Genomic DNA, 19815 nt, shown 5'->3' on the forward strand with positions numbered 1-19815 from the left:
AGATGATCGTGGTGATGAAGTTGACCGCGCCGAGGATGGTGCCGAAGCCGGAGAAGGCCAGACCCATGATCCACAGGTCGGAGCCGATGCCCGGGCTGCGGACCGCGTCCGACAGCGGGGAGTAGGCGAACCAGCCGAAGTCGGCCGCACCCTCCGGGGTGAGGAAGCCGCCCACGGCGATGGTCGAGCCGAACAGGTACAGCCAGTAGGCGAACATGTTCAGCCGCGGGAACGCCACGTCGGGCGCGCCGATCTGCAGCGGCATGATCCAGTTCGCGAATCCGGCGAACAGCGGGGTGGCGAACATCAGCAGCATCACGGTCCCGTGCATCGTGAACGCCTGGTTGAACTGCTCGTTCGAGATGATCTGCAGGCCCGGCCGGGCCAGCTCCGCACGCATCAGCAGCGCCAGCACACCACCGATCAGGAAGAACGCGAACGCGGTGACCAAGTAGAGCGTTCCGATCGTCTTGTGATCGGTGGTGGTGAGCCACCGCACGGCCCGGATGCCTCTGATGTCTCTGATCCTCTTCACGCCCCGCCTGTGTCCGCGCCCGGCCCACCGGTCACACTCGGACGACGCGATGAGCATCACGGACGAAGGGTGTGACGATCCGGGCCGTGCCGGACACGAACCGAACATGAGCAACGACGAGATCTTCGCCGCTGCCTATCGCGAGCACTACTGGGCGGTCAGCCGCTATGTCGCGCGGCGACTGCCCGGACGGCCCGACGAGGTGGAGGAAGTGGTGGCGGAGGTGTTCACGGTCGCCTGGCGACGGCGGCGCGACCTGCCGGACGCGCCGCTGCCCTGGTTGTACGGGGTGGCCCGCAACTGCCTGGCGAACGCGGTACGCGGTTACGGCCGCAGGCGGCGGCTGGTGGACCGACTGGGCAACGACGAGGCCGCGCACGGCCGGCACATCATGGACAGCCCCGACACGGAGGGCCCCGGCGCCTGGGTGCACGAGGCGCTGGCCCGGCTGTCCCCGGCGGACCAGGAGGTGCTGCGCCTCGCGGCCTGGGAGGAACTGGGCACCGACGAGATCGCGGTCGCCCTGGGCTGCGGCACACGGGCGGCAGTCATGCGTCTGCACCGGGCCCGCAACCGCCTCCGGGCCCAGATCGACCGGATACGCCCCGCAACCGTGGCCGAGCCGCCCCCGGTCGAGCAGTCGCCGCCGGCCGACGGACGGCCCGACCCCGGACACGCCGTGGCCACCGCCCGCGCGACGCCCGCCCGGGACCACGGTCACGGCCCGCGCCCACCCCACCCCGCCGGCGTCCGGGGCGCACACCTCAGCAAGGACCACCGACATGCCTGACGAGCTCGAACTCCTGGGCCGCGCCGACCCGGTACCGGCCGACGGCCCCCACTTCGGCGACGGCCCCCTCGACCACCGCGCCGAGCGGCATCTGCAGCGGCTGCTGCGCGGGGAGGGCCCCCGGCGCCGCGTCCGGCTGCTTCCGCGACCGCACGGCCGTACCCCCCGCGCCCGGCTGGTCTGGAGCATCGCCGCCACCGCCGTCGTCCTGGTGACCGTCCTCACCGCGCTGCTCGGTGGGGCGAGCACTCCGGCGGCCGTCGCCGCGCCGCGCCCACTGGCCGTCCGCGCCCACTCCACGCCCGTGTCCCTGCGGGACATGACGGCCCTGGCCGACGCGGCCGCGGCGGACGGCTCGCCGGACCTGCGCAAAGGGACGCACGTGCAGGTGTGGGCCCTCGGCATGAGCGACGACAAGCCGCCCGTCACGCTCCCCGAGGAACGCGTGGTGCGCTGGCGGGCGGACGCGAGCCACACCGAACTCGTCGTGGCGACCGACCCGCGCAGTCCGGGCCGCCCCGTCCTCACCGACGAGGGCGGTGAGCCCCGCCTCGTGGCGGAGGGCCATGTGCTGAGCCGGACCAGCTACCCGCCGAGCTGGAGCGACGCCCCGCCTGAGGCGCCCCCGCCGCACAGCGCGGATGCCCTGCGCGCCTACCTCACCGAAGTCGCCCGCCCCGGTGTCCACCGCGACCCGGCCGCGCTGAGCACCGCCGAACTCTTCGACGCCGTCGGGGAACTGCTCGACCACTGGACCCTCGGTGCCCGCGAGTCGGCCGCCCTCGTCCGGGTGTTCGCGCAGGCCCACGGGCTGCGCCCGGCCGGGCAGGTGACCGACCGGCTCGGCCGCCCCGGTCAGGCCTACGTGTACGACGCCGGCGCCGTCAGGCGCATGCTCGTCCTGGAACCGCGCACCGGCAGTGTCCTCGGGATGGAGGCCACCTTCCTCAGGAACGACCCCGAGTACGGCGTGAAGGCCGGGGACGTCATGGGATACAGCGCCTGGATGCGCTGATCACGCCCCGAGCTGCCGGGCGGCGGCCTCGACGGTCTGCTCCAGCAGCGTGGCGATCGTCATGGGGCCGACACCGCCCGGCACGGGCGTGATCAGCGAGGCCCGCTCCACGGCGGAGTCGAAGTCGACGTCGCCGACGTTGCCCGGGTTGTAGCCGGCGTCGATCACGACCGCCCCGGGCTTGATGTCCTGCCCGCGGATCAGCCGGGGCCGGCCCACCGCGGCGACCACGATGTCCGCCTCGCGGACCGCCGCCGACAGGTCCGCCGTCCGGGAGTGGCAGTACGTCACGGTCGCGTCCCGGGCCAGCAGCAGCATCCCCACCGGCTTGCCGAGGATCGCGCTGCGGCCCACGACCACCGCCCGCTTCCCGGCGGGGTCGACGCCGTACTCGTCCAGCAGCCGCACGATGCCGCCGGGCGTGCAGGAGACGAAGCCCGGCAGACCGAAGCTCATCGTGGCGAACGAGGCGAACGTGACACCGTCGACGTCCTTGTGCGGCGCGATCGCCTCGAACGCGGCCCGCTCGTCGATGTGCGCGCCGACCGGGTGCTGGAGCAGGATGCCGTGGACGGCCGGGTCACTCGACAACTCCCTCAGTGCGCCGACGAGTTCACCGGTCGTGGTGGTGGCGGGAAGGGCCACGTGCCGGGACTCGATCCCGGCCTTGCGGCAGCGGCTCTGCTTCATGCGGACGTAGGTCACGGACGCCGGGTCCTCGCCGACGAGCACCGTGGCGAGACAGGGCGCGGCGCCGGTCCGCGCGGTGAGGTCGGCGGCCTTCTTCGCGGTGTCCTCGACGACACGGCGGGCGAGCGCGGTACCGTCCATGAGACGGGCCTGGGTCATGCTGCACACTCCTGAGCTGGATCGACTCTCTCGCCCAGGCGCGCGGCATCCACCACGGACCGCTCCCCGGTGGTACTCCACCTCAGCGCCAGTCACGGCCCGCGTACAGCCTAACCGAGCACACCCGGGCGGCCGGTCGGGGAGACCGTGGCCGATCGCGCGTGGGCACGCGCACGGCACGGCCGCCGGGCGCGGGCCCGGGGCGTCCGCCCCAGGGCCGCGCGGGCCGAGAAGGTCCAGGTCGGCCGGGAGGTGACCTGGACCCTGGCGTCCTTCCGGCACCTGCCATGCCGGTGTGTGCGTGCGTCTACTCGTCCCAGGCCTGGATGATCAGCTGGCTGGTGATCTTGCCGTCCCGCAGGGTGACCATCGACTCGGCGAGGACACGGGTGCCGTCCCCGTACTGACAGGACTCGGTGAACGCGGCGTGGTCGCCCTGTACGACGCACGCGTCCAGCTTGTGCGTCATGTCGCGGCGGTAGATGTCGTCCAGCAACTCGGCGATCTGGCCCCGGCCGCGCAGGACGGTGGGGTGGCTGGGCTGGTGGTTGTGGTCGACGATGCGGATCTCCGCGTCGTCGGCGTAGAGCGACAGAAGGGAGTTCCCGGTGTTCCCTTCTATGCCCCGGCGCAACGTCTCGGTGTCGAAGGCGGAACCCCGTGCGGTGCCCATGGTGACCTCCTTCGGGCGCCCGCGGCCCGGCGGGGGCGGACCGGGCGGACCCCCACTCTTAGAGGCTCCTCCGGCCCGGCGGCCTCGGCAAGCGCAGACAACCGGCCGGCAAGCGCAGCCGCACGGCCCCACGAACCGGTACGCGGGCCGCCCACCCCCGGTCCCGCCGCCCGGCCACGGGCCTCGCGGCGGGCGCCCGGCCGTGCCCGGCCCCGGGCCCCGCCCCGTCACGCTCCTCGCGGCGGGCGCCCCCTCCCGCCCCGTCATGGGCCTTGCGCCCCGCCGTTCGGCCCCGACCGCAGCAGTGCCCAGTCCCGGGAGAGCACGAAGGCCGCGGCCGGACCGCCCGGGAGACAGTCCGGGAGCTGCCGCGTGAGCCCGTCCCCGGGGCCCAGCTCCAGCCAGGTGCGGACCCCCTCGCGGTGCAGCAGGCCCGCGGCCTCGGCGAAGCGCAGCGGTGCGCGCCGCACCCAGAACTCCGGCTCGGCGGTCTCGGCGCCCACCGGGCGGGTCGTGACGTCGCAGAGCAGGGGGAGGCGCGGCGCACGCGGATGGAGGGTGGCGAGGGTACGGCCGTAGGCGTCGAGGATGCCGTCCGGGCGCGCGGAGCTCGGCCCCGCTGCCGGCGGGCCGCCCAGGAGGCGGGCCAGGGTGCCGACCGCGTGACAGGCCTCCGCAAGGGAGAACACACCCGCGGCGTACGCGGCGGCCATCCGCCCGGACGCCTGCCCGAACACCATGTCCGGCCGGACTCCCCAGCTGTGCAGCAGCCGGTACTGCGCCACCTGGAGCGCGAAGACCGCCGGCCCGGCGAACGACTCCCGGTCCAGCAGCGCGGCCGTGCGTGTGCCGTCGTCCGCGGACATCACGCGTTCCAGCGGGAGTTCCAGATACGGATCGAGGCGCGCGCAGATGTCGTCCAGCGCGTCGGCGAACACCGGGAAGGAATCCCGGAGTTCACGACTCTTTCCGAGCCGGGGCGCGGCGCCGGCCGAGAACAGGAATGCGGTGCGTCCGGTACGGCCGTCGACAGGCATGCCCCCATTGAGGCACGCCCGGGTCCGGCGCACACACCAGGCGAACTCCCGCAGCCTGCAAAAAGATTGTCATCATAGAATGACGTTTTTTGGTCACATTCTTAAGTGATTCGAAAGTGTCGGTAAGGACGCGGTCGCCGCGCCGGGGCCGCGGGGCCGAGAACTCCGGTCCCGCCGGAGGCCGGAAAGATCCACGATCATCGTCGTGGTCCGTCCCGCTCCCTGTCGGTCGCGCGTAGGGTCGGCGGAGAAGGCAAACGAGGAAGGGGCCAGACCATGGCGCAGGAAGTACGCGGCGTGATCGCACCGGGGAAGGACGAGCCCGTACGGGTCGAGACGATCGTGGTACCGGATCCGGGCCCCGGCGAGGCCGTGGTGCGCGTCCAGGCCTGCGGTGTCTGCCATACCGACCTGCACTACAAGCAGGGCGGCATCTCCGACGACTTCCCCTTCCTGCTCGGTCACGAGGCCGCCGGTGTCGTGGAGTCGGTCGGCGAGGGGGTGACCGGTGTGGCACCCGGTGACTTCGTCATCCTCAACTGGCGTGCCGTGTGCGGGAACTGTCGGGCCTGTCTGCGCGGCCGCCCCTGGTACTGCTTCGACACGCACAACGCGAAGCAGAAGATGACCCTCGCCGCCACCGGGCGGGAACTGTCCCCGGCCCTCGGCATCGGCGCGTTCGCCGAGAAGACCCTCGTCGCCGCCGGCCAGTGCACCAAGGTCGACCCGTCCGTCTCCCCGGCGGTCGCCGGCCTGCTCGGCTGCGGCGTCATGGCCGGTATCGGCGCGGCGATCAACACGGGCGGCGTCGGCCGGGGCGACTCCGTCGCGGTCATCGGGTGCGGCGGCGTCGGCGACGCGGCCGTCGCCGGATCGGAACTCGCCGGCGCGGCGAAGATCATCGCCGTGGACATCGACGACCGCAAGCTGGACAAGGCCCGCACCCTGGGCGCCACCCACACCGTCAACGCCGCCACGACCGACCCGGTCGAGGCGATCCGCGAACTGACCGGGGGCTTCGGTGCCGACGTCGTCATCGAGGCCGTCGGCCGCCCCGAGACCTACCGGCAGGCCTTCTACGCCCGCGACCTCGCCGGCACGGTCGTCCTCGTCGGTGTCCCCACCCCCGAGATGAAGCTCGAACTGCCCCTGCTGGACGTCTTCGGCCGCGGTGGCGCACTGAAGTCCTCCTGGTACGGCGACTGCCTGCCCTCCCGCGACTTCCCCCTGCTGATCGACCTGCACCTGCAGGGGCGGCTGCCGCTCGACGCGTTCGTCACCGAGACCATCCAACTGGACGAGGTGGAGAAGGCGTTCGAGCGGATGCACCACGGCGACGTGCTGCGTTCGGTGGTGGAGTTCTGATGACCGTACGCATCGAACGCCTCGTCACCTCAGGGCAGTTCACCCTCGACGGCGGCACCTGGGACGTCGAGAACAACGTGTGGATCGTCGGTGACGAGCGGGAGGTGGTCGTCATCGACGCCGCCCACGACGCCGAGGCCATCGCCCGCGCCGTCGACGACCGGCACCTGATCGCCATCGTGTGCACCCACGCCCACAACGACCACGTCAACGCCGCACCGGCACTCGCCGACCTCACCGGCGCCACCATCTGGCTGCACCCCGACGACCTGCCGCTGTGGAAGCAGACCCACCCCGACCGCGACCCCGACCGGCACCTGCTCGACGGCCAGGTCATCGAGGCCGCCGGCGCCGACCTGACCGTGCTCCACACCCCCGGCCACGCCCCCGGCGCCGTGTGCCTGTACGAGCCCGGGCTCGGCACCGTCTTCACCGGGGACACCCTCTTCCAGGGCGGCCCGGGCGCCACCGGACGCTCCTACTCCCACTTCCCGACGATCATCGACTCCATCCGCGACCGGCTTCTCACCCTCCCCCCGGAGACCAAGGTCCTCCCCGGTCACGGCGACGCCACCACCATCGGCGCCGAGGCACCTCACCTGGAGGAGTGGATCAGGCGCGGACACTGAGGAACTCCCCGGCAATCCCGACAGGAGATGTCCGGCTTTCCCGCGACAGTGGACGGCGACAGCAGCCGTGGCGCACGGGAGGCCGGACATGTCAGGACCGCTCAAGGACAAGGTGGCACTGGTCGCGGGGGCGACCCGGGGCGCCGGACGCGGCATCGCCGTGCAACTGGGCGCGGCCGGCGCCACCGTCTACGTCACCGGCCGCAGCACCCGCGAACGGCGCTCGGAGTACGACCGCCCCGAGACCGTCGAGGACACCGCCGACCTCGTCACCGCGGCCGGCGGGCACGGCATCGCCGTACCGGCCGACCACCTGGACCAGGACGCCGTACGCGCCCTCGTGGACCGCATCGACGGCGAACAGGGCCGCCTGGACGTCCTCGTCAACGACATCTGGGGCGGCGAGAAACTCTTCGAGTGGAACACCCCCGTCTGGGAGCACGACCTGGACAACGGACTCAGACTGCTCCGGCTCGCCGTCGAGACACACGCCGTCACCAGCCACTTCGCGCTGCCGCTCCTGCTGCGCCGGCCCGGCGGTCTGGTCGTGGAGGTCACCGACGGCACCGCCGAGTACAACCGCGACACCTACCGCGTGAACTTCTTCTACGACCTCGCCAAGGCCTCCGTGCTGCGCATGGCCTTCGCCCTCGGCCACGAACTCGGCCCGCGCGGCGCCACCGCCGTCGCCCTCACGCCGGGCTGGCTGCGCTCGGAGCTGATGCTCGACGCGTACGGCGTCCGCGAGGACAACTGGCGTGACGCCCTCGCCCGCGAACCGCACTTCGCGATCTCCGAGACCCCGCACTTCACCGGCCGTGCCGTCGCCGCTCTCGCCGCCGACCCCGACGTGGCCCGCTTCAACGGGCAGTCCCTGTCCAGTGGCGGACTCGCCGGGGTGTACGGCTTCACCGACCTCGACGGCAGCCGCCCCGACGCCTGGCGGTACCTGGTCGAGGTCCAGGACGCGGGCAAGCCGGCGGACGTCACCGGATACCGCTGAGAGGACGCCCGAGGGCCCGTGCGGGCACTCCCACGGCCGATCAGCCCGGCGCCGCCGGACACGACGGGGTCCTCGTCACGGGCGCGGCCCGCGGCATCGGCGCCGCCGCCGCGAGAAGGCTCGCCGAGGAGGGCGGCCGAGGAGGGCGGCCGGGGCCTGGCCGCCGAAGCCTCCCGCGGCGCTCACCCGCCCCCGCCCACCCCTTCGCGCAGCCGTCGCAGGAGCTCCCGGGCCGCCGGCGGCACGGGTCCCGCCGAGCGCCATGCCAGGGCCACCCGACCGCGGGCGAGGGGATCGGCCACGGGCAGTGCGCAAAGACCCGGCCGGGGGCCGAGACCGGGCACGACGGCGACCCCGAGGCCGCGGGCCGCCAACCGGCACAGCGCGTCCGGGGTCGCCGCCTCGAACGCGATGTGCGGCCGGAATCCCGCCTCCGTGCACAGCTGCTCCAGGACCCCACGCACCCCGGTTCCGCGGGGCAGCCCGAGCAGCCGGTGCCCGCGCAGGGCCGCCGGAGGGAGCCCGTCGGCGCGGTCGTACTCGACGAACAGCGGGTGTCCGGGGACGGCCGCCGCCACCAGCGGCTCGTCGATCACGACGTGCAGACCGACGCCCGGCGGCGCGTCCCCGGCGATCCCGATGACGGCCAGGTCCAGCCCGCCCCGGCGCAGCGCGGCCAGCATCCGGTCCGAGGTGTCCTCGGTGAGGGTGACCTCCACCTGAGGGTGCGCGTCATGGAAGTCCGCCAGCCGCCCGGCCATGTCGAAGGCGTGCGCGAGGGTGCCGGGGACGAGCCCGACGGCGACCCGGCCGCGCAGCAGGCCCGTGTACTCCTCCACCGTCTGCCGCACCCCGTCGACGGCCGCGAGCGCGGCCCGCGCGTACGGCAGCACGGCCTCACCCACCTCCGTCGGCCGCACCGAGCGGCCCGAGCGGTCCAGCAGCGGCTGCCCCAACTCCCGCTCCAGCTGCCGCACCTGCGCGCTCAGCCCGGGCTGGGCCAGGTGCAGCCGTTCGGCGGCCCGGGTGAATCCGGCCTCCTCCACCACTGCCACGAAGTACCGCAGCTGCCTCAGCTCCATGCTCGACACCCCATAACCGATCATGCTAGACGCGAGACACAGCGTGTCTTGGACTTCCGGGCGCCGCGCCAACACCCTGGAGGCATGGGGAAAGCAGCACACACCGCGGCGGACACCGCCATCACGGCCGCCGCCATCGCCGCCGAACGGCGAGAACTGGCCGATCTTCTCGACGCGCTGACGCCCGGGCAGTGGGACGCGCCCAGCCTGTGCGCGGGCTGGCGGGTGCGCGAGGTCGTCGCGCACATGTCGATGGGGTTCCGCTACCGGACCGGGCAGGTGCTGGTGGAACTGGTCAAGGCGCGCGGCAGCCTGCACCGCATGACCGGCCGGCTCGCCCGCCGCGACGCCGCCGCCCACCCCGACACCGCACTCGCCGCCTTCCTGCGCACCCACGCCCACCACCCCTGGACGCCCCCCGTCGGCGGCCTCACCTCGGCCCTCGGCCACGACGTCGTGCACGGCCTGGACGTCACCGTCGCCCTCGGCCTGGACCGGGACGTCCCCGAGGACCGGCTGCGGATCCTCCTCGACGCGATCGACCCGCGCGCCTTCCGGGTCTTCGGCACCGACCTCAGCGGCGTCCGGCTGTGCGCGGAGGACCTCGACTGGTCCTTCGGCTCCGGCGCGCCCCTGCACGGCCGTGGCCAGGACCTCCTGCTGGTCGCCTACGGCCGCAGGCTCCCCGCCGGCCGGCTGCGCGGTGACGAAGTTCACCGTTTCGTCACAGCCTGACCGGAACCACAACCCTTCGGCCGCCGCGCGGGTCTAGTAGTCCGAAATCGCGGGAATCGCGCAGGGAGGTACCCGGGGCAGTCCCTGGGCGACAAGGGGAGAAGAAGATGCAGATGGGGGACATACGCAGACGAGGTGTCGTCGCGCTCGGCGTCACGGCACTGGTGGCGCCGCTCACGCTCGCCCTGACCGCGGCACCGGCCCAGGCCGCGAGCTGCACCACGCAGACGGGGCCGTACCAGAAGCAGGTGGAGAAGTTCCTCGGCCGGCCCGTCGACGGCCGGCAGTCCGCCGGTGACTGCAGGGCCGTCCAGGCCTTCCAGAACAAGCACGGCATCACGCCCGCCATCGGTTACGCGGGACCCGTCACCTGGGGCGTGATGGACCTCATGAACAAGCAGAAGGCGGTCGGGAACAACCCCAACAAGGACGGCGCGTGCCCGGTGAACAAGGGCCGGATCGCCTGCGTGAACCTCACGCTCCAGCTCAGCTGGATCCAGGACGGCAGAAGGCTCGTCCACGGTCCCGTACCCGTGCGCACCGGCCGCAAGGGCTACGCGACCCGCACCGGGCTGAAGAAGGTCTACTGGCGGGACATCGATCACGTCTCGACCGTCTACAACGTGCCGATGCCCTACAGCCAGTTCTTCGACGGCGGCCAGGCCTTCCACTCGGTGGGCCTGAGCATGTGGAACCCGCCGGGCTCGCACGGCTGCGTCAACATGACGACCAAGGACGCCAAGGCGTACTGGTCGCTGCTGAGGACCGGCGACGACGTCTTCGTCTACGGCCGCAAGCCGGGCACCTGAGCGACCGGCCGGCCCGGGATCGGGGCCCCGCCGCGGGGGCGCGGCGGGGCTGTGCCGTGGCTCACCGTCGCCCGGTCCGGGGCTCCTGCCGGGTGAGGGCCCGGTGTGAACTCCCGCCCTGCGCTTGACACATTGACGTGATGAGCAACACGGTCCGGAATGTCCGTATCGGGTGTACTTACTCACAGCGCCTTCACGTCGATCGGCATATGCTTCACAGCATGTCCACCACTGTTGAAGCCGCCCCCGAGCGATCGGCCGCGGAGGTCAACGAGGAGATCAGGGCCCTGTGGCGCCGGTCGGGCGGGACACTGACCACCGAGCAGCGCGCGCAGTACCAGCGCCTCGTGATGGAGTGGGCCGCCGTGACCCCGCAGTCGCACCGGGCGGCCTGACCGGCCTCGCGCGGACCGCACCGCATTCGTCCAGGGCACCCGTGAGCGCACGGGTGGCCTTCTCATGGCTCCTCCAGGCGGCTCCCGCCCGCCGTCCTCTCGTCAGCCCCAGGTCGCCGAGTAGTACCGCTGATAGGCCTTGCGGTCCTGCTCCGCCCGGATGTAGCGGGTGGCGACCAGCGCGATCAGACTGCCCGCGATGACCAGCAGCCCGGGACCCACGTTCCGGGTGTCCGTCAGCCGCGCCAGCAGGGTCTGCCCCGTGGCGCCCGTCACCGGTGCAGAGGCGCCGGGCGAGGCCGCGCTCGGCGCGACCGCGCCCTGCCCGGCCGGGGCGGACGGCGCGGGGGAGGCGGAGCCCTGGCCGGCGGCCCCGCCGGCGTTCTGCGCGGACACGAGGAGCTTGACGTTCAACGCCGCCATCGCCTTGGTCACCGGCTGGAAGAACGTCGTCCCGCCGGCCGTGCAGTCACCGCTGCCGCCCGAGGTGACCCCGAGCGCGATCCCGTCCGAGAACAGCGGGCCGCCGCTGTCACCGGGTTCGGCGCACACATTGGTCTCGATGAGGCCGGTGACCGTCCCCTCCGGATAGTTGACCGTCGCGTTCAGCGCGGTGACCGTCCCGTCGTGCAGCCCGCTGGTGCTGCCGCTGCGGAACACCCGCTGCCCGACGGCCGCGTCGGCGGCCCCCGTGATCCGCACTCCGTTGCCGCCGCCGATCGCGACGACGTCCGCGCCGTCACCGGCCTTGCCGGAGGCGTACTGCACGAGCGAGAAGTCATTACCGGGAAAGGCACTGTTCACCGTCCGGCCCAGCTGCTGGTTGCCCTGGTTGTCGGCGAACCAGGTGGACCCCGCCGGACCGCAGTGACCGGCCGTGAGGATGAAGTCGCTCTGTCCGTTGGTCACGTTGAACCCGGCCGAGCAGCGACCGCCGGTCGAGAGGATCGGCTGGGCACCGTTCAGCCGCGTGGTGAACGAACCCTTCGTGCGCTCCATCCGCACGAAGCCGCCGATCCCCGCGGCGACATGACCCATCCGCGACCAGTCGCCGGCGGACACCGTGCTGTCCGCACGCACCACGACCCGGTTGGTGCGGTAGTCCACCGCCCACGCGGTGCCCGCCACACGCGGCGCCGCACGCAGCGCGGCCGTGGCCGACTTCAGTTCGTCCATGCTGTGCGACACGACCTTCGCCTCGGCCCCCGCGCGCCGTACCTCCCGCGCCGCCGCGTCGTCGGTCACCGCCACGACGGTCCGCCCGTCGGCGCCGATCCAGTTGCCCGCCGTCCGTGCCGTGCCGAGCCGCGCCACCAGCGCCGCGCCGGTGTCCGCGCCGCCGGTGGCCGAGGCGAACGGTCTGGCGGCCAAAGGCGTCTCACTCGCCATGGCCGCCTGGGCGACCATCGCGCCCCCGAGAAGGAGTCCGCCGACCGCCGCCAGGCGTGTCACCCGCCTGACGATCCGTCGTCGTGCGTGCCGCATGCAGGGCTCCCGAAGCCGAACCGATACGCGCGCCGCGGTGGCGGGCGGCGCGAGGCCCTCGGGTCGTCGAGGGCCCGCACCTCCATACGCGGCCCGCGCCCGCGGCGTTCAGCCACGGCGCCGATCCCTGCCGCCCGGGTTCAGCCCTTGCGGGCCACCCCGCCGAACATCGCGACCTCCTCCGGCTCGGCCCCGTGGTCGTGCTCCGGGCGCCAGCGCGAGCAGGACACCACACCCGGCTCCAGCAGTTCGAGACCGTCGAAGAACCGGGTCACGTCCTCGGGGGTGCGCTGGGTCAGCTTCGGGGTGCCGTGTTCGTTCCAGAACTTCACGGCCTCGTCCACGTCCGGCATCGACGGATGGGTGACGGTGTGCGACAGCACCAGGTGGCTGCCCGCCGGCAGCCGGCCGGTCAACTCCCGCACCAGGCGGTACGGGTCCTCCTCGTCGCCGATGAAGATGACCACGCCGAGCAGCATCAGCGCCACCGGCTCACTGAAGTCCAGCGTCTTCGCCGCGTGTTCGAGGATCGCGTCGACGTTGCGCAGATCCTCGTCCAGATAGTCCGTACGGCCCTCGGGCGTACTCGTCAGCAGGGCACGGGCGTGCGCGAGGACCAGCGGGTCGTTGTCGACGTACACGATCCGCGACTCCGGGGCGACACGCTGGGCCACCTCGTGCGTGTTGTCGGCGGTGGGCAGCCCGGTGCCGATGTCCAGGAACTGCCGGATGCCGACCTCACCGGCCAGGTGCCGCACGGCCCGACCGAGGAACAGCCGGTCGGCGCGTGCGTACTCCCCGATGCCCGGGTGGAGTTGGCGGATCTGGTCACCGGCCGCGCGGTCGACCTCGTAGTTGTCCTTGCCGCCGAGCCAGTAGTTCCAGATCCGGGCGGTGTGCGGCTGGCCGGTGTTGATGCGGGCGCGCAGCGACACGGCCACGTCGTCGGTGGCTGCCGGGTTGTCGGTCACGTGGGTCAACTCCTGGATGCGGATGGGATGCCTGCCGGAGGGATACAGCGTGCAAGACGCAATCTAGACGCCCGAGTTGATCTCCGTCGCGCCCCCCGGTCTTCCGCCCGCGCCCGCTCGCGCCCCAGGCCCTATCGTGAGCCCCATGACCAGCATCCCGCACGACACTCCCGGCGAACCCGACCCGCTGCGCGCCCTCGGTCTGGAGCAGCTGCGCCGTCGTACGAGCATGAAATGGCGCACCTACCCCGAGGACGTGCTGCCGCTGTGGGTGGCCGAGATGGACGTACCGCTCGCCGGACCCGTGGTCCGCGCCGTGACCGACGCGCTCACCCTCGGCGACACCGGATACCCGGCCGGCACCGCCTACGCCGAGGCGCTCGCCGCTTTCGCCGCCGTACGCTGGAAGTGGGACGGGCTCGATGTGCGGCGCACCGCGATCGTTCCGGACGTGATGCTCGGCGTGGTCGAGATGATCAAACTGGTCACGGGGCCCGGCGATCCCGTGATCGTCAACCCGCCGGTGTATCCGCCGTTCTTCCAGTTCGTCACCCACATGGACCGCCGGGTGGTCGAAGCCCCGCTCGGTGCGGACCTGCGCATCGACCTGGCCGCACTGGAGGAGGTGTTCCGGCAGGCGACCACCGGTTCCGGCCGCGCCGCCTTCCTGCTGTGCAGCCCGCACAACCCCACCGGCACCGTCCACACCGCCGCTGAACTGGCCTCCGTCGCCGCGCGCGCCGAGCGGTACGGCGTCCGGGTCGTCGCGGACGAGATCCACGCCCCGCTCGTGGCGCCCGGCGTCCCCTTCGTGCCGTACCTGAGTGTGCCCGGAGCCGGACGCGGCCTGTCCCTGATGTCGGCCTCCAAGGGCTGGAACCTGGCCGGTCTCAAGGCCGCCGTCGCCGTCGCCGGACCCGAGGCCGCCGCCGATCTCGACCGGCTGCCCGAGGAGGTCGGACACGGCCCCAGCCACATCGGCGTCATCGCCCACACGGCCGCCCTGCGCGAGGGCACCGGCTGGCTGGACGCCCTGCTCGCCGGGCTGCAGGCCAACCGGACCCTGCTCACCGGCCTGCTCGCCGAACACCTGCCCGCGATCCGCCCGCAGCCCGCCGAGGCCACCTTTCTGGCCTGGCTCGACTGCCGCGCCCTCGGCCTCGGCGACGACCCCGCGCAGGTCTTCCTCGACCGCGGCCGGGTCGCCCTCAGCTCGGGCCTGCCCTTCGGCACCGGCGGCGCGGGGCACGTGCGGCTGAACCTGGCGACCTCGCCCGAGATCCTCACCGAGGGCGTACGGCGCATGGCGGCGGCCCTGATGACCCATCTTTGAACCTCGTCGATTTGTCAGCCCTCAGCTCCCGGCCTGATCCGAGTGGAGGTGAAGGTGGCGGCGGTGGCCCGGTGCGGGGCCTGCTGGGGCTGAGGGCTGGGATGGCCTGCGGCAAGGACGTAGAGGGGGGTATGGCTGGTGTTGTTGAGGGTGCAGCGTTCGGCCAGGGGTGTGTCACAGAAGGCTCCGGTCTGGAAGGGGCCGAGCCCGAGTGCGGTGGCGGTCAGCGCGAATGTCTGCCCGAGGTGGCCGGCGTTGAGCAGAGACACCCGGTAGGCCCGTGGGGTGGCGTATTTGCAGCTCATGCGCTCCAGTCGCGCGGCCAGGACGACGAGGAAGGCGGCCTCACCGGCCCACTCCTGGCCGGCACACAGTGCGCTGGCTTCCTCGGGGGTCAAGCCTTTGCTGAGGAGTTCGAGGGAGTGCTGCAGCCCGTTGTAGTGGTACCAGCCGGCTTCCAGACCGCTTACCTTCAGGACGCCCAGGTAGGTGTCGAGTTCCTGGCGTGAACCGCCTTGCGGGCTGGTGCGGCGGTAGAGCGCGGAGCGGCCGGAGTCGATGAAGTCGACCGGTCCGAAGCAGGTGGCCAAGAGCGTGGCCAGCGTCTCGACGGCTACGGGTTCGGCGGTGAAGTCGCGGTGGGTGCGCCGCCCGTACAACACGTGCCTGTAGGGGGTGTCCAGTTCTGGCTGGCTGCCTGGCCGGGGCAACAGCACCCGGGCGGCGTTCGGGTACTCGGTGAACAGGGCCGGCTCTTGGGCTTCGACCAGCACGGATGCGTCGTGGTCGGTTTCTACGACGCCGTCGTCGTAGATGTCCTGGGACGCGTAGTGCAAGAACGCGGCTTCGGGCGCCCATGCCCCCCAGTGGCGGTCGATTTCCTCGTCCCGGGCTGCCCGCGGGGTGTCTTCGCAGACCAGGGCGCCGGCCTCGGTCAGGACGGACACGGCGTCCTCGATCGTGTCGAGGCTGAGGTGTGCCAGGTCTTTCCCGGCTTCTTTCGGCGTGGCCCAGTCTTCGTACGCGGCCAGCACTTCGGCGGCGGCGGGGTGCACAGCGGTGACAGTGCCGTGCGGGTAGGGGTGCACGATGAACTGGCTGTCGTACCAGTAGCAGACCAGGCCGCGGGCGCGACGATGACGCATCAGTCCTCCAGGAATACGAACGTTGCCGCAAGGCACAGGGGCCGGGAGCTGCGCTCCCGGCCCCTGCCTGGCCGGTGCTACTTGTACTCGTGGATGTAGTACCGCTTGGCTGCCCGTCCACGGTCGGACCGGACCACGGCCTTGGCGTTCAAGGAGATCTTGCGCATCACCCTCACCTCCTCTCGTTGGCGTCACCCTGCTCCTGCGCGGCGCGAGGGGGCTGGAACCTGCCGTCGCCGCAAACCACCTGGAAGGACGGAAGCGAGGCACTTACAGCTCAAAGTGGGTACTTGTACGCGTACCGGCGCAGATGTCAACGCATAGCGCGCCTCGGTGGAGGCCTGGGTGTTTACGAGGGCTATCGGTTCTGGGCTTTGCGGTGTGGTGGTCGCGGCGGCCATACGAAGAGGTCCAGAGATGGGTTCTGAGCTGACCGGGCCGGTCCCGGACGGCGGGCCGCCCCCTAGACTGCCGGGCATGGACGACACGCGGCTGGACCGGCTCGGCGCCGGCAAGTACCTGCTGGTGACCAGCTACCGCAAGAACGGCACCCCGGTCGCCACCCCCGTGTGGGTGGTCCGGGACGGTGCCGGTCTCGGCGTGTGGACGGCCGCCGACAGCTTCAAGGTCAAGCGGATCCGGCGCCGCCCCGACGTCCTCGTCGGCCCCTGCGATCTGCGCGGCAACCCGACCGGCGATCAGCTGCCGGCCACCGCGGAGATCACCGACGCCGCCGGCACCGCCCGCTACCGCGACCTCATCGCACGCAAGTACGGCCTCGTCGGCCGCCTCACCCTGCTGGGCAGCAGGCTCCGGCGCGGCCGGGACGGCACGGTCGGCATCCGGGTGACCCTCGCCGAGTGAGGGCCACCCGGAACCGGCCCGCTACGAGGCGTCCCGCACCGATCCGGACAGCACCAGCCCGTCGGGGCGCGGCTCACCGGTCTGCATGTCGAGCTGCCGGAACCGTACCGACTCCGCCCGCTCCCGCACCCGGTCCGCGACCGTCGGCACGGTGATGTCGGCACTGGTCCGCCCCGCCGGGATGTCGACCCACAGGGTGAGACCGCCGACCTTCGACAGGGGACGCTCCGGGTCGGCCTTCGCCCCGGCGGTCTCCTCCAGCCAGCGCGCCGGGACGTCCTTCGTGGACAGCTCGGGCGCGGTGGCCGGCGCCACCGCGAACAGCGCGCTCATGTCGACGTCGACCGCCTCGGACAGGGACAGCCGCCACTTCAGCGCATGCCCCTCCGTGACCCGGCCGGCGAGCGGGGTGACGGTCATCGCCGGGGCCGGATCGTCGTCGTGGACGGTGACACCGCCCCGGTAGGAGCCGACGACCGCACCGTGGACCGCCTTGACCAGGACGTCGTACGACACGTCCGTGCCGTAGCGGGTGTTGCCCTTCACCTCGACCGGTACGTCGATGTCGTGGCCGCCGGGGTGCACCGTCACCAGCCGGTTGCCGGCCTTCCCGGTGGCCGGGTCGACGACGTACACCCGGACCTGTCCGCTGCCGCGGCCCGTCACCGAGACCGGAACGTGGTAGGTGCGCACGCCCGAGTCTCCCTCGGCCACCGTCCTGCGGCCGAGGTCCACGCGGGGCAGCGCCGCCGCCCGTGCCGCGGGTGTTCCCGGCCGCCAGCCCCACGCGTCCATCAGCCAGGCCTGTCCGGACGCCGAACGCGCCGTCAGCTCCATGGACTTGACCGAGCCGAGCGCGAGCCCGGCACGGCCGGCCGCGGTCAGCGGCACCCGGAACTCGCGCGCCCAGTACGACGCGGTCCGCTCGCTCCCCGGCAGCCCGTCGGCACTGATGCCGCCCAGCTTCGCCGTACGGCCGGCGGAGTCGGTGAGGGACACGTCCAGTTTCGTGCCGCGTGAGTTCGGCGGCACGAACAGCCGCAGCGCCAGCGCCTCGGAGCCGGACAGCGACACGGGCCGCGCCAGACTCACCCGCGCCGGGGCACCGGTGCGCGTCCAGTGCAGCGCGATCGCCTGCCGGCCGGTCTCCGGAGCGGTCGCCCACTGCGCGAAGTGCGGCGACGCGCCCTTCGCACGCGGGTCCAGACAGGCCTTCGCCGGGCTGGTGGCCACCGCGTCGCACAGCCGGGCGCCGGTCACCGACACCCCGCCGTCCGGAAGGAACCCGGCACTCCGGCGCGCGCCCACCGCGTGGCTGAGCACCCGCGCGGGGTCCGCCGACGGCGCCCGCTTCCCGGAGCCGTCCAGCAGCGGACGCACCCGGTCGTCCCCGGCGAGGAACAGCCGGGCTGCGGCCGCGATGTACGTCGAACCGGCCCGGTGCTGCTGGTCGGCGGTGAGCCGGGTCGCCGCGTGCTTGTTGCACACCGGGTCGGGGTGCCCCGGGTCGTCGGAGAAGTCGTCCTCGGCGGGCGCCGCGGCCTGGCCCGGCGTCCACTCGGAGTTGAAGAAGTTGTGGTCGGCGCCGATGACGTACACGGCACTGTGCAGCGCCCGGCCGTCGCCGACCGCGCGGGTGCCGTCGACGTACACCTCGCCCTGCAGGTCGGAGACGTCACCGTCGCAGCCGGGCAGGATCGTCACGGACGGTACGTCGGGCACCGGGTTCTGACCGAAGACGGTGGGGCCGATGAGGACCATGCCGCGGATGGTCCAGCGGACCGGGCCGTGGTAGCCGTCCTGGTCGGCGGGCGGCGGGTAAAGGCTGTCCAGCGCCGCCCGGTTGACGCCCTCGCCGCCGCGGGAGTGGCCGACGAGCAGCACACGGGACAGGTCGGCGCGGGGGGAGTGGCGTACGACGGGCGGGGCGGTCTCGGGGTGCGCGGCCCAGTCGGCCCACCGGGCCAGGTGCAGCCGTACCAGTGAGGAGCGGGCCTGGGCGCCGCCGTCCTCGGCCGCGTCGTCCTGGCCGTTGATGCCGTTGGCGGAGACCGAGACGGTCACATAGCCCTGCGAGGCGAGGAGCTTCTGGTCACGCAGGTAGCCGCGGTGACTGGGCACGGGCCGCGTACCGGGCTTGCACGGCCAGTCGCCGGTGATGCCCCGGCCCTTGTAGCAGGTGAAGTGGCGGCCGTGCAGGAACAGTGCCAGCGGACGCCTGCCCGGGGCGCCGACCGGGGCGACGACCACCCCGCGCATCTCCACCGGCGCCGAAAGCCCCGGCAGCTTCACCGACTTCAGGCTGTACTCACCGGTCGTCGTGCGGTACGCACCGGGCTTGCCCGGATCGACCGCGTTCGCGGGCAGCGGGGCCGGCGGCCGGGCCGCGGCCACGGCCCCGGTGGCGCGCGGCGCGTCCAGCCGCCGCCCGCCGGACCACACCTGCAGGCCCCGCAGCGGGGGCGACACACCGGCCCGGTGCCCGTCCAGCGGGAGCCGGAAGGTGTGCCCGTCCGCGTCGGGCCGCGGTACTCCCAACAGCCGTCCGCCCGACCGGAATTCGACCCGGGCGTCACCCATCGGCACCGGCCGGTCCGACCGCCACACCAGCTGCGGCGCCGCCCGGCCGCCGGCGAGCCGCCATCCCGGCGGCAGCGTCCCGTCCTCAGGGACGGCCGACGTACCTGCCTGCGACCTTGGTTGAACCTGAGCGACTGCCGCCCCTGGGGACGCCCCCGCCACCGCGAGCAACGCGGCGGCGGTCACCCATATGCGCCGGGCACGGACCACTGTTCCTCCTTCAGCCCCCGACCTCGGGCGTCCCGACCGTCCCGGGAGCCCCTCGCCTCCGGAGGACGGAAGGCGGCGGCTGTGGGTTGCCTGTGAAGGAAGAGTGATCGTTCACATGATGTGACCAGGCCAACGACGGTCTTCATACGGCCAGTTGCGCGCCGGTTCCGCCGGCCCGTCCCGCAGGGGCCGGCGATGCGGCACACGGGAGGTGCCGGAGAGAGGCTCGGCCGGTCCAGGGGAGCCGATGGCGGGCCCCGGCCACGGTCGTCACCGCGCGCGGAGTCGTGGCCGAACCGCACGCCGGTGG

The 19815-nt window shown here is 72.8% G+C and carries 19 protein-coding genes and 1 riboswitch; of the genes, 10 read left to right on the top strand and 9 right to left on the bottom strand.

Annotation, left to right across the window (positions count from 1 at the left end; all coding sequences use genetic code 11):
- The coding region (locus tag IE244_RS17270; protein ID WP_191874413.1) for a cbb3-type cytochrome c oxidase subunit I at nucleotides 1-535 on the bottom strand (535 nt) is incomplete at its 3' end.
- 106 nt (nucleotides 536-641) lie between these two features.
- On the opposite strand from IE244_RS17270, the gene IE244_RS17275 reads away from it, so the two are divergent.
- Nucleotides 642-1325 carry an RNA polymerase sigma factor gene (locus tag IE244_RS17275; RefSeq protein ID WP_191874414.1) on the top strand — a complete coding sequence of 228 codons (684 nt, stop codon included), beginning with the start codon at nucleotides 642-644 and terminating at the stop codon, nucleotides 1323-1325.
- Entirely contained in the window at nucleotides 1318-2340 is a 1023-nt protein-coding gene (locus IE244_RS17280) for a CU044_5270 family protein (protein WP_191874415.1), read from the top strand. The genes IE244_RS17275 and IE244_RS17280 overlap by 8 nt, the downstream gene beginning before the upstream one ends.
- On the opposite strand, the gene IE244_RS17285 is transcribed toward IE244_RS17280, so the two are convergent.
- The 3 genes from IE244_RS17285 to IE244_RS17295 all read right to left on the bottom strand — a co-directional run bounded on the left by IE244_RS17285 (nucleotide 2341) and on the right by IE244_RS17295 (nucleotide 4899).
- Nucleotides 2341-3189, bottom strand: coding sequence for a bifunctional 5,10-methylenetetrahydrofolate dehydrogenase/5,10-methenyltetrahydrofolate cyclohydrolase (locus IE244_RS17285; RefSeq protein ID WP_191874416.1), 849 nt, complete (start codon nucleotides 3187-3189; stop codon nucleotides 2341-2343).
- 25 nt (nucleotides 3190-3214) lie between these two features.
- Nucleotides 3215-3295: riboswitch (ZMP/ZTP riboswitch) on the bottom strand.
- 201 nt (nucleotides 3296-3496) lie between these two features.
- Nucleotides 3497-3862 carry a nuclear transport factor 2 family protein gene (locus IE244_RS17290; protein ID WP_191874417.1) on the bottom strand — a complete coding sequence of 122 codons (366 nt, stop codon included), beginning with the start codon at nucleotides 3860-3862 and terminating at the stop codon, nucleotides 3497-3499.
- A 263-nt stretch (nucleotides 3863-4125) separates the two neighbouring features.
- Nucleotides 4126-4899: an acyltransferase domain-containing protein gene (locus IE244_RS17295; protein WP_191874418.1), complete on the bottom strand. Its 774-nt coding sequence runs from the start codon at nucleotides 4897-4899 to the stop codon at nucleotides 4126-4128.
- 276 nt (nucleotides 4900-5175) lie between these two features.
- Here IE244_RS17295 and IE244_RS17300 point away from each other — a divergent pair, with 276 nt between their 5' ends.
- The 3 genes from IE244_RS17300 (at nucleotide 5176) to IE244_RS17310 (ending at nucleotide 7896) form a co-directional block, all read left to right on the top strand.
- Nucleotides 5176-6264: an S-(hydroxymethyl)mycothiol dehydrogenase gene (locus tag IE244_RS17300; protein WP_191874419.1), complete on the top strand. Its 1089-nt coding sequence runs from the start codon at nucleotides 5176-5178 to the stop codon at nucleotides 6262-6264.
- Nucleotides 6264-6893 (top strand): MBL fold metallo-hydrolase, encoded by a 630-nt coding sequence (locus tag IE244_RS17305; RefSeq protein ID WP_191874420.1) that lies wholly within the window; start codon nucleotides 6264-6266, stop codon nucleotides 6891-6893. Before IE244_RS17300 ends, IE244_RS17305 begins: the two co-directional genes overlap by 1 nt.
- Before the next feature lie 88 nt (nucleotides 6894-6981).
- Complete coding sequence (locus IE244_RS17310; RefSeq protein ID WP_191874421.1) at nucleotides 6982-7896, top strand: SDR family oxidoreductase; 915 nt, start codon at nucleotides 6982-6984, stop codon at nucleotides 7894-7896.
- 182 nt (nucleotides 7897-8078) lie between these two features.
- Here IE244_RS17310 and IE244_RS17315 read toward each other — a convergent pair whose 3' ends face one another.
- On the bottom strand, nucleotides 8079-8978 hold the full coding sequence (locus tag IE244_RS17315) for a LysR family transcriptional regulator (protein ID WP_191874422.1): 900 nt from the start codon (nucleotides 8976-8978) through the stop codon (nucleotides 8079-8081).
- A gap of 84 nt (nucleotides 8979-9062) precedes the next feature.
- On the opposite strand from IE244_RS17315, the gene IE244_RS17320 reads away from it, so the two are divergent.
- The 3 genes from IE244_RS17320 to IE244_RS17330 all read left to right on the top strand — a co-directional run bounded on the left by IE244_RS17320 (nucleotide 9063) and on the right by IE244_RS17330 (nucleotide 10917).
- Nucleotides 9063-9713: a maleylpyruvate isomerase family mycothiol-dependent enzyme gene (locus tag IE244_RS17320; protein WP_191874423.1), complete on the top strand. Its 651-nt coding sequence runs from the start codon at nucleotides 9063-9065 to the stop codon at nucleotides 9711-9713.
- 113 nt (nucleotides 9714-9826) lie between these two features.
- Nucleotides 9827-10522, top strand: coding sequence for a L,D-transpeptidase family protein (locus tag IE244_RS17325; RefSeq protein WP_191874424.1), 696 nt, complete (start codon nucleotides 9827-9829; stop codon nucleotides 10520-10522).
- A gap of 209 nt (nucleotides 10523-10731) precedes the next feature.
- Nucleotides 10732-10917 (top strand): hypothetical protein, encoded by a 186-nt coding sequence (locus IE244_RS17330; protein WP_031170052.1) that lies wholly within the window; start codon nucleotides 10732-10734, stop codon nucleotides 10915-10917.
- 102 nt (nucleotides 10918-11019) lie between these two features.
- Here the strand turns inward: IE244_RS17330 and IE244_RS17335 are convergent, their stop codons facing one another.
- Nucleotides 11020-12402 carry a S1 family peptidase gene (locus IE244_RS17335; RefSeq protein ID WP_191874425.1) on the bottom strand — a complete coding sequence of 461 codons (1383 nt, stop codon included), beginning with the start codon at nucleotides 12400-12402 and terminating at the stop codon, nucleotides 11020-11022.
- Nucleotides 12403-12542: 140 nt separating this feature from the next.
- Nucleotides 12543-13373 (bottom strand): SAM-dependent methyltransferase, encoded by an 831-nt coding sequence (locus tag IE244_RS17340; protein ID WP_191874426.1) that lies wholly within the window; start codon nucleotides 13371-13373, stop codon nucleotides 12543-12545.
- Between the two features lie 145 nt (nucleotides 13374-13518).
- Between IE244_RS17340 and IE244_RS17345 the strand changes: the two genes are divergently transcribed.
- Nucleotides 13519-14706 carry a MalY/PatB family protein gene (locus IE244_RS17345; protein ID WP_191874427.1) on the top strand — a complete coding sequence of 396 codons (1188 nt, stop codon included), beginning with the start codon at nucleotides 13519-13521 and terminating at the stop codon, nucleotides 14704-14706.
- 14 nt (nucleotides 14707-14720) lie between these two features.
- Here the strand turns inward: IE244_RS17345 and IE244_RS17350 are convergent, their stop codons facing one another.
- Complete coding sequence (locus IE244_RS17350) at nucleotides 14721-15851, bottom strand: SagB/ThcOx family dehydrogenase (RefSeq protein WP_191874428.1); 1131 nt, start codon at nucleotides 15849-15851, stop codon at nucleotides 14721-14723.
- A gap of 477 nt (nucleotides 15852-16328) precedes the next feature.
- Between IE244_RS17350 and IE244_RS17355 the strand changes: the two genes are divergently transcribed.
- Nucleotides 16329-16715, top strand: coding sequence for a PPOX class F420-dependent oxidoreductase (locus IE244_RS17355; protein ID WP_191874429.1), 387 nt, complete (start codon nucleotides 16329-16331; stop codon nucleotides 16713-16715).
- Nucleotides 16716-16736: 21 nt separating this feature from the next.
- Here the strand turns inward: IE244_RS17355 and IE244_RS17360 are convergent, their stop codons facing one another.
- Nucleotides 16737-19505, bottom strand: a complete 2769-nt coding sequence (locus IE244_RS17360) for an alpha/beta hydrolase family protein (protein WP_191874430.1) — start codon at nucleotides 19503-19505, stop codon at nucleotides 16737-16739.
- Nucleotides 19506-19815: the final 310 nt, after the last annotated feature.

Source organism: Streptomyces filipinensis (assembly GCF_014649495.1).
Classification (GTDB): Bacteria; Actinomycetota; Actinomycetes; order Streptomycetales; family Streptomycetaceae; genus Streptomyces; species Streptomyces filipinensis.

Bases quoted from the DNA above. Each gene is read 5' to 3' on its own strand.
- IE244_RS17290 (WP_191874417.1), bottom strand. From the start codon at position 3,862: ATGGGCACCGCACGGGGTTCCGCCTTCGACACCGAGACGTTGCGCCGG.
- IE244_RS17355 (WP_191874429.1), top strand. From the start codon at position 16,329: ATGGACGACACGCGGCTGGACCGGCTCGGCGCCGGCAAGTACCTGCTG.
- IE244_RS17295 (WP_191874418.1), bottom strand. From the start codon at position 4,899: ATGCCTGTCGACGGCCGTACCGGACGCACCGCATTCCTGTTCTCGGCC.
- IE244_RS17315 (WP_191874422.1), bottom strand. From the start codon at position 8,978: ATGGAGCTGAGGCAGCTGCGGTACTTCGTGGCAGTGGTGGAGGAGGCC.
- IE244_RS17300 (WP_191874419.1), top strand. From the start codon at position 5,176: ATGGCGCAGGAAGTACGCGGCGTGATCGCACCGGGGAAGGACGAGCCC.
- IE244_RS17310 (WP_191874421.1), top strand. From the start codon at position 6,982: ATGTCAGGACCGCTCAAGGACAAGGTGGCACTGGTCGCGGGGGCGACC.
- IE244_RS17280 (WP_191874415.1), top strand. From the start codon at position 1,318: ATGCCTGACGAGCTCGAACTCCTGGGCCGCGCCGACCCGGTACCGGCC.
- IE244_RS17325 (WP_191874424.1), top strand. From the start codon at position 9,827: ATGGGGGACATACGCAGACGAGGTGTCGTCGCGCTCGGCGTCACGGCA.
- IE244_RS17350 (WP_191874428.1), bottom strand. From the start codon at position 15,851: ATGCGTCATCGTCGCGCCCGCGGCCTGGTCTGCTACTGGTACGACAGC.
- IE244_RS17285 (WP_191874416.1), bottom strand. From the start codon at position 3,189: ATGACCCAGGCCCGTCTCATGGACGGTACCGCGCTCGCCCGCCGTGTC.
- IE244_RS17305 (WP_191874420.1), top strand. From the start codon at position 6,264: ATGACCGTACGCATCGAACGCCTCGTCACCTCAGGGCAGTTCACCCTC.
- IE244_RS17320 (WP_191874423.1), top strand. From the start codon at position 9,063: ATGGGGAAAGCAGCACACACCGCGGCGGACACCGCCATCACGGCCGCC.
- IE244_RS17335 (WP_191874425.1), bottom strand. From the start codon at position 12,402: ATGCGGCACGCACGACGACGGATCGTCAGGCGGGTGACACGCCTGGCG.
- IE244_RS17275 (WP_191874414.1), top strand. From the start codon at position 642: ATGAGCAACGACGAGATCTTCGCCGCTGCCTATCGCGAGCACTACTGG.
- IE244_RS17345 (WP_191874427.1), top strand. From the start codon at position 13,519: ATGACCAGCATCCCGCACGACACTCCCGGCGAACCCGACCCGCTGCGC.
- IE244_RS17330 (WP_031170052.1), top strand. From the start codon at position 10,732: ATGCTTCACAGCATGTCCACCACTGTTGAAGCCGCCCCCGAGCGATCG.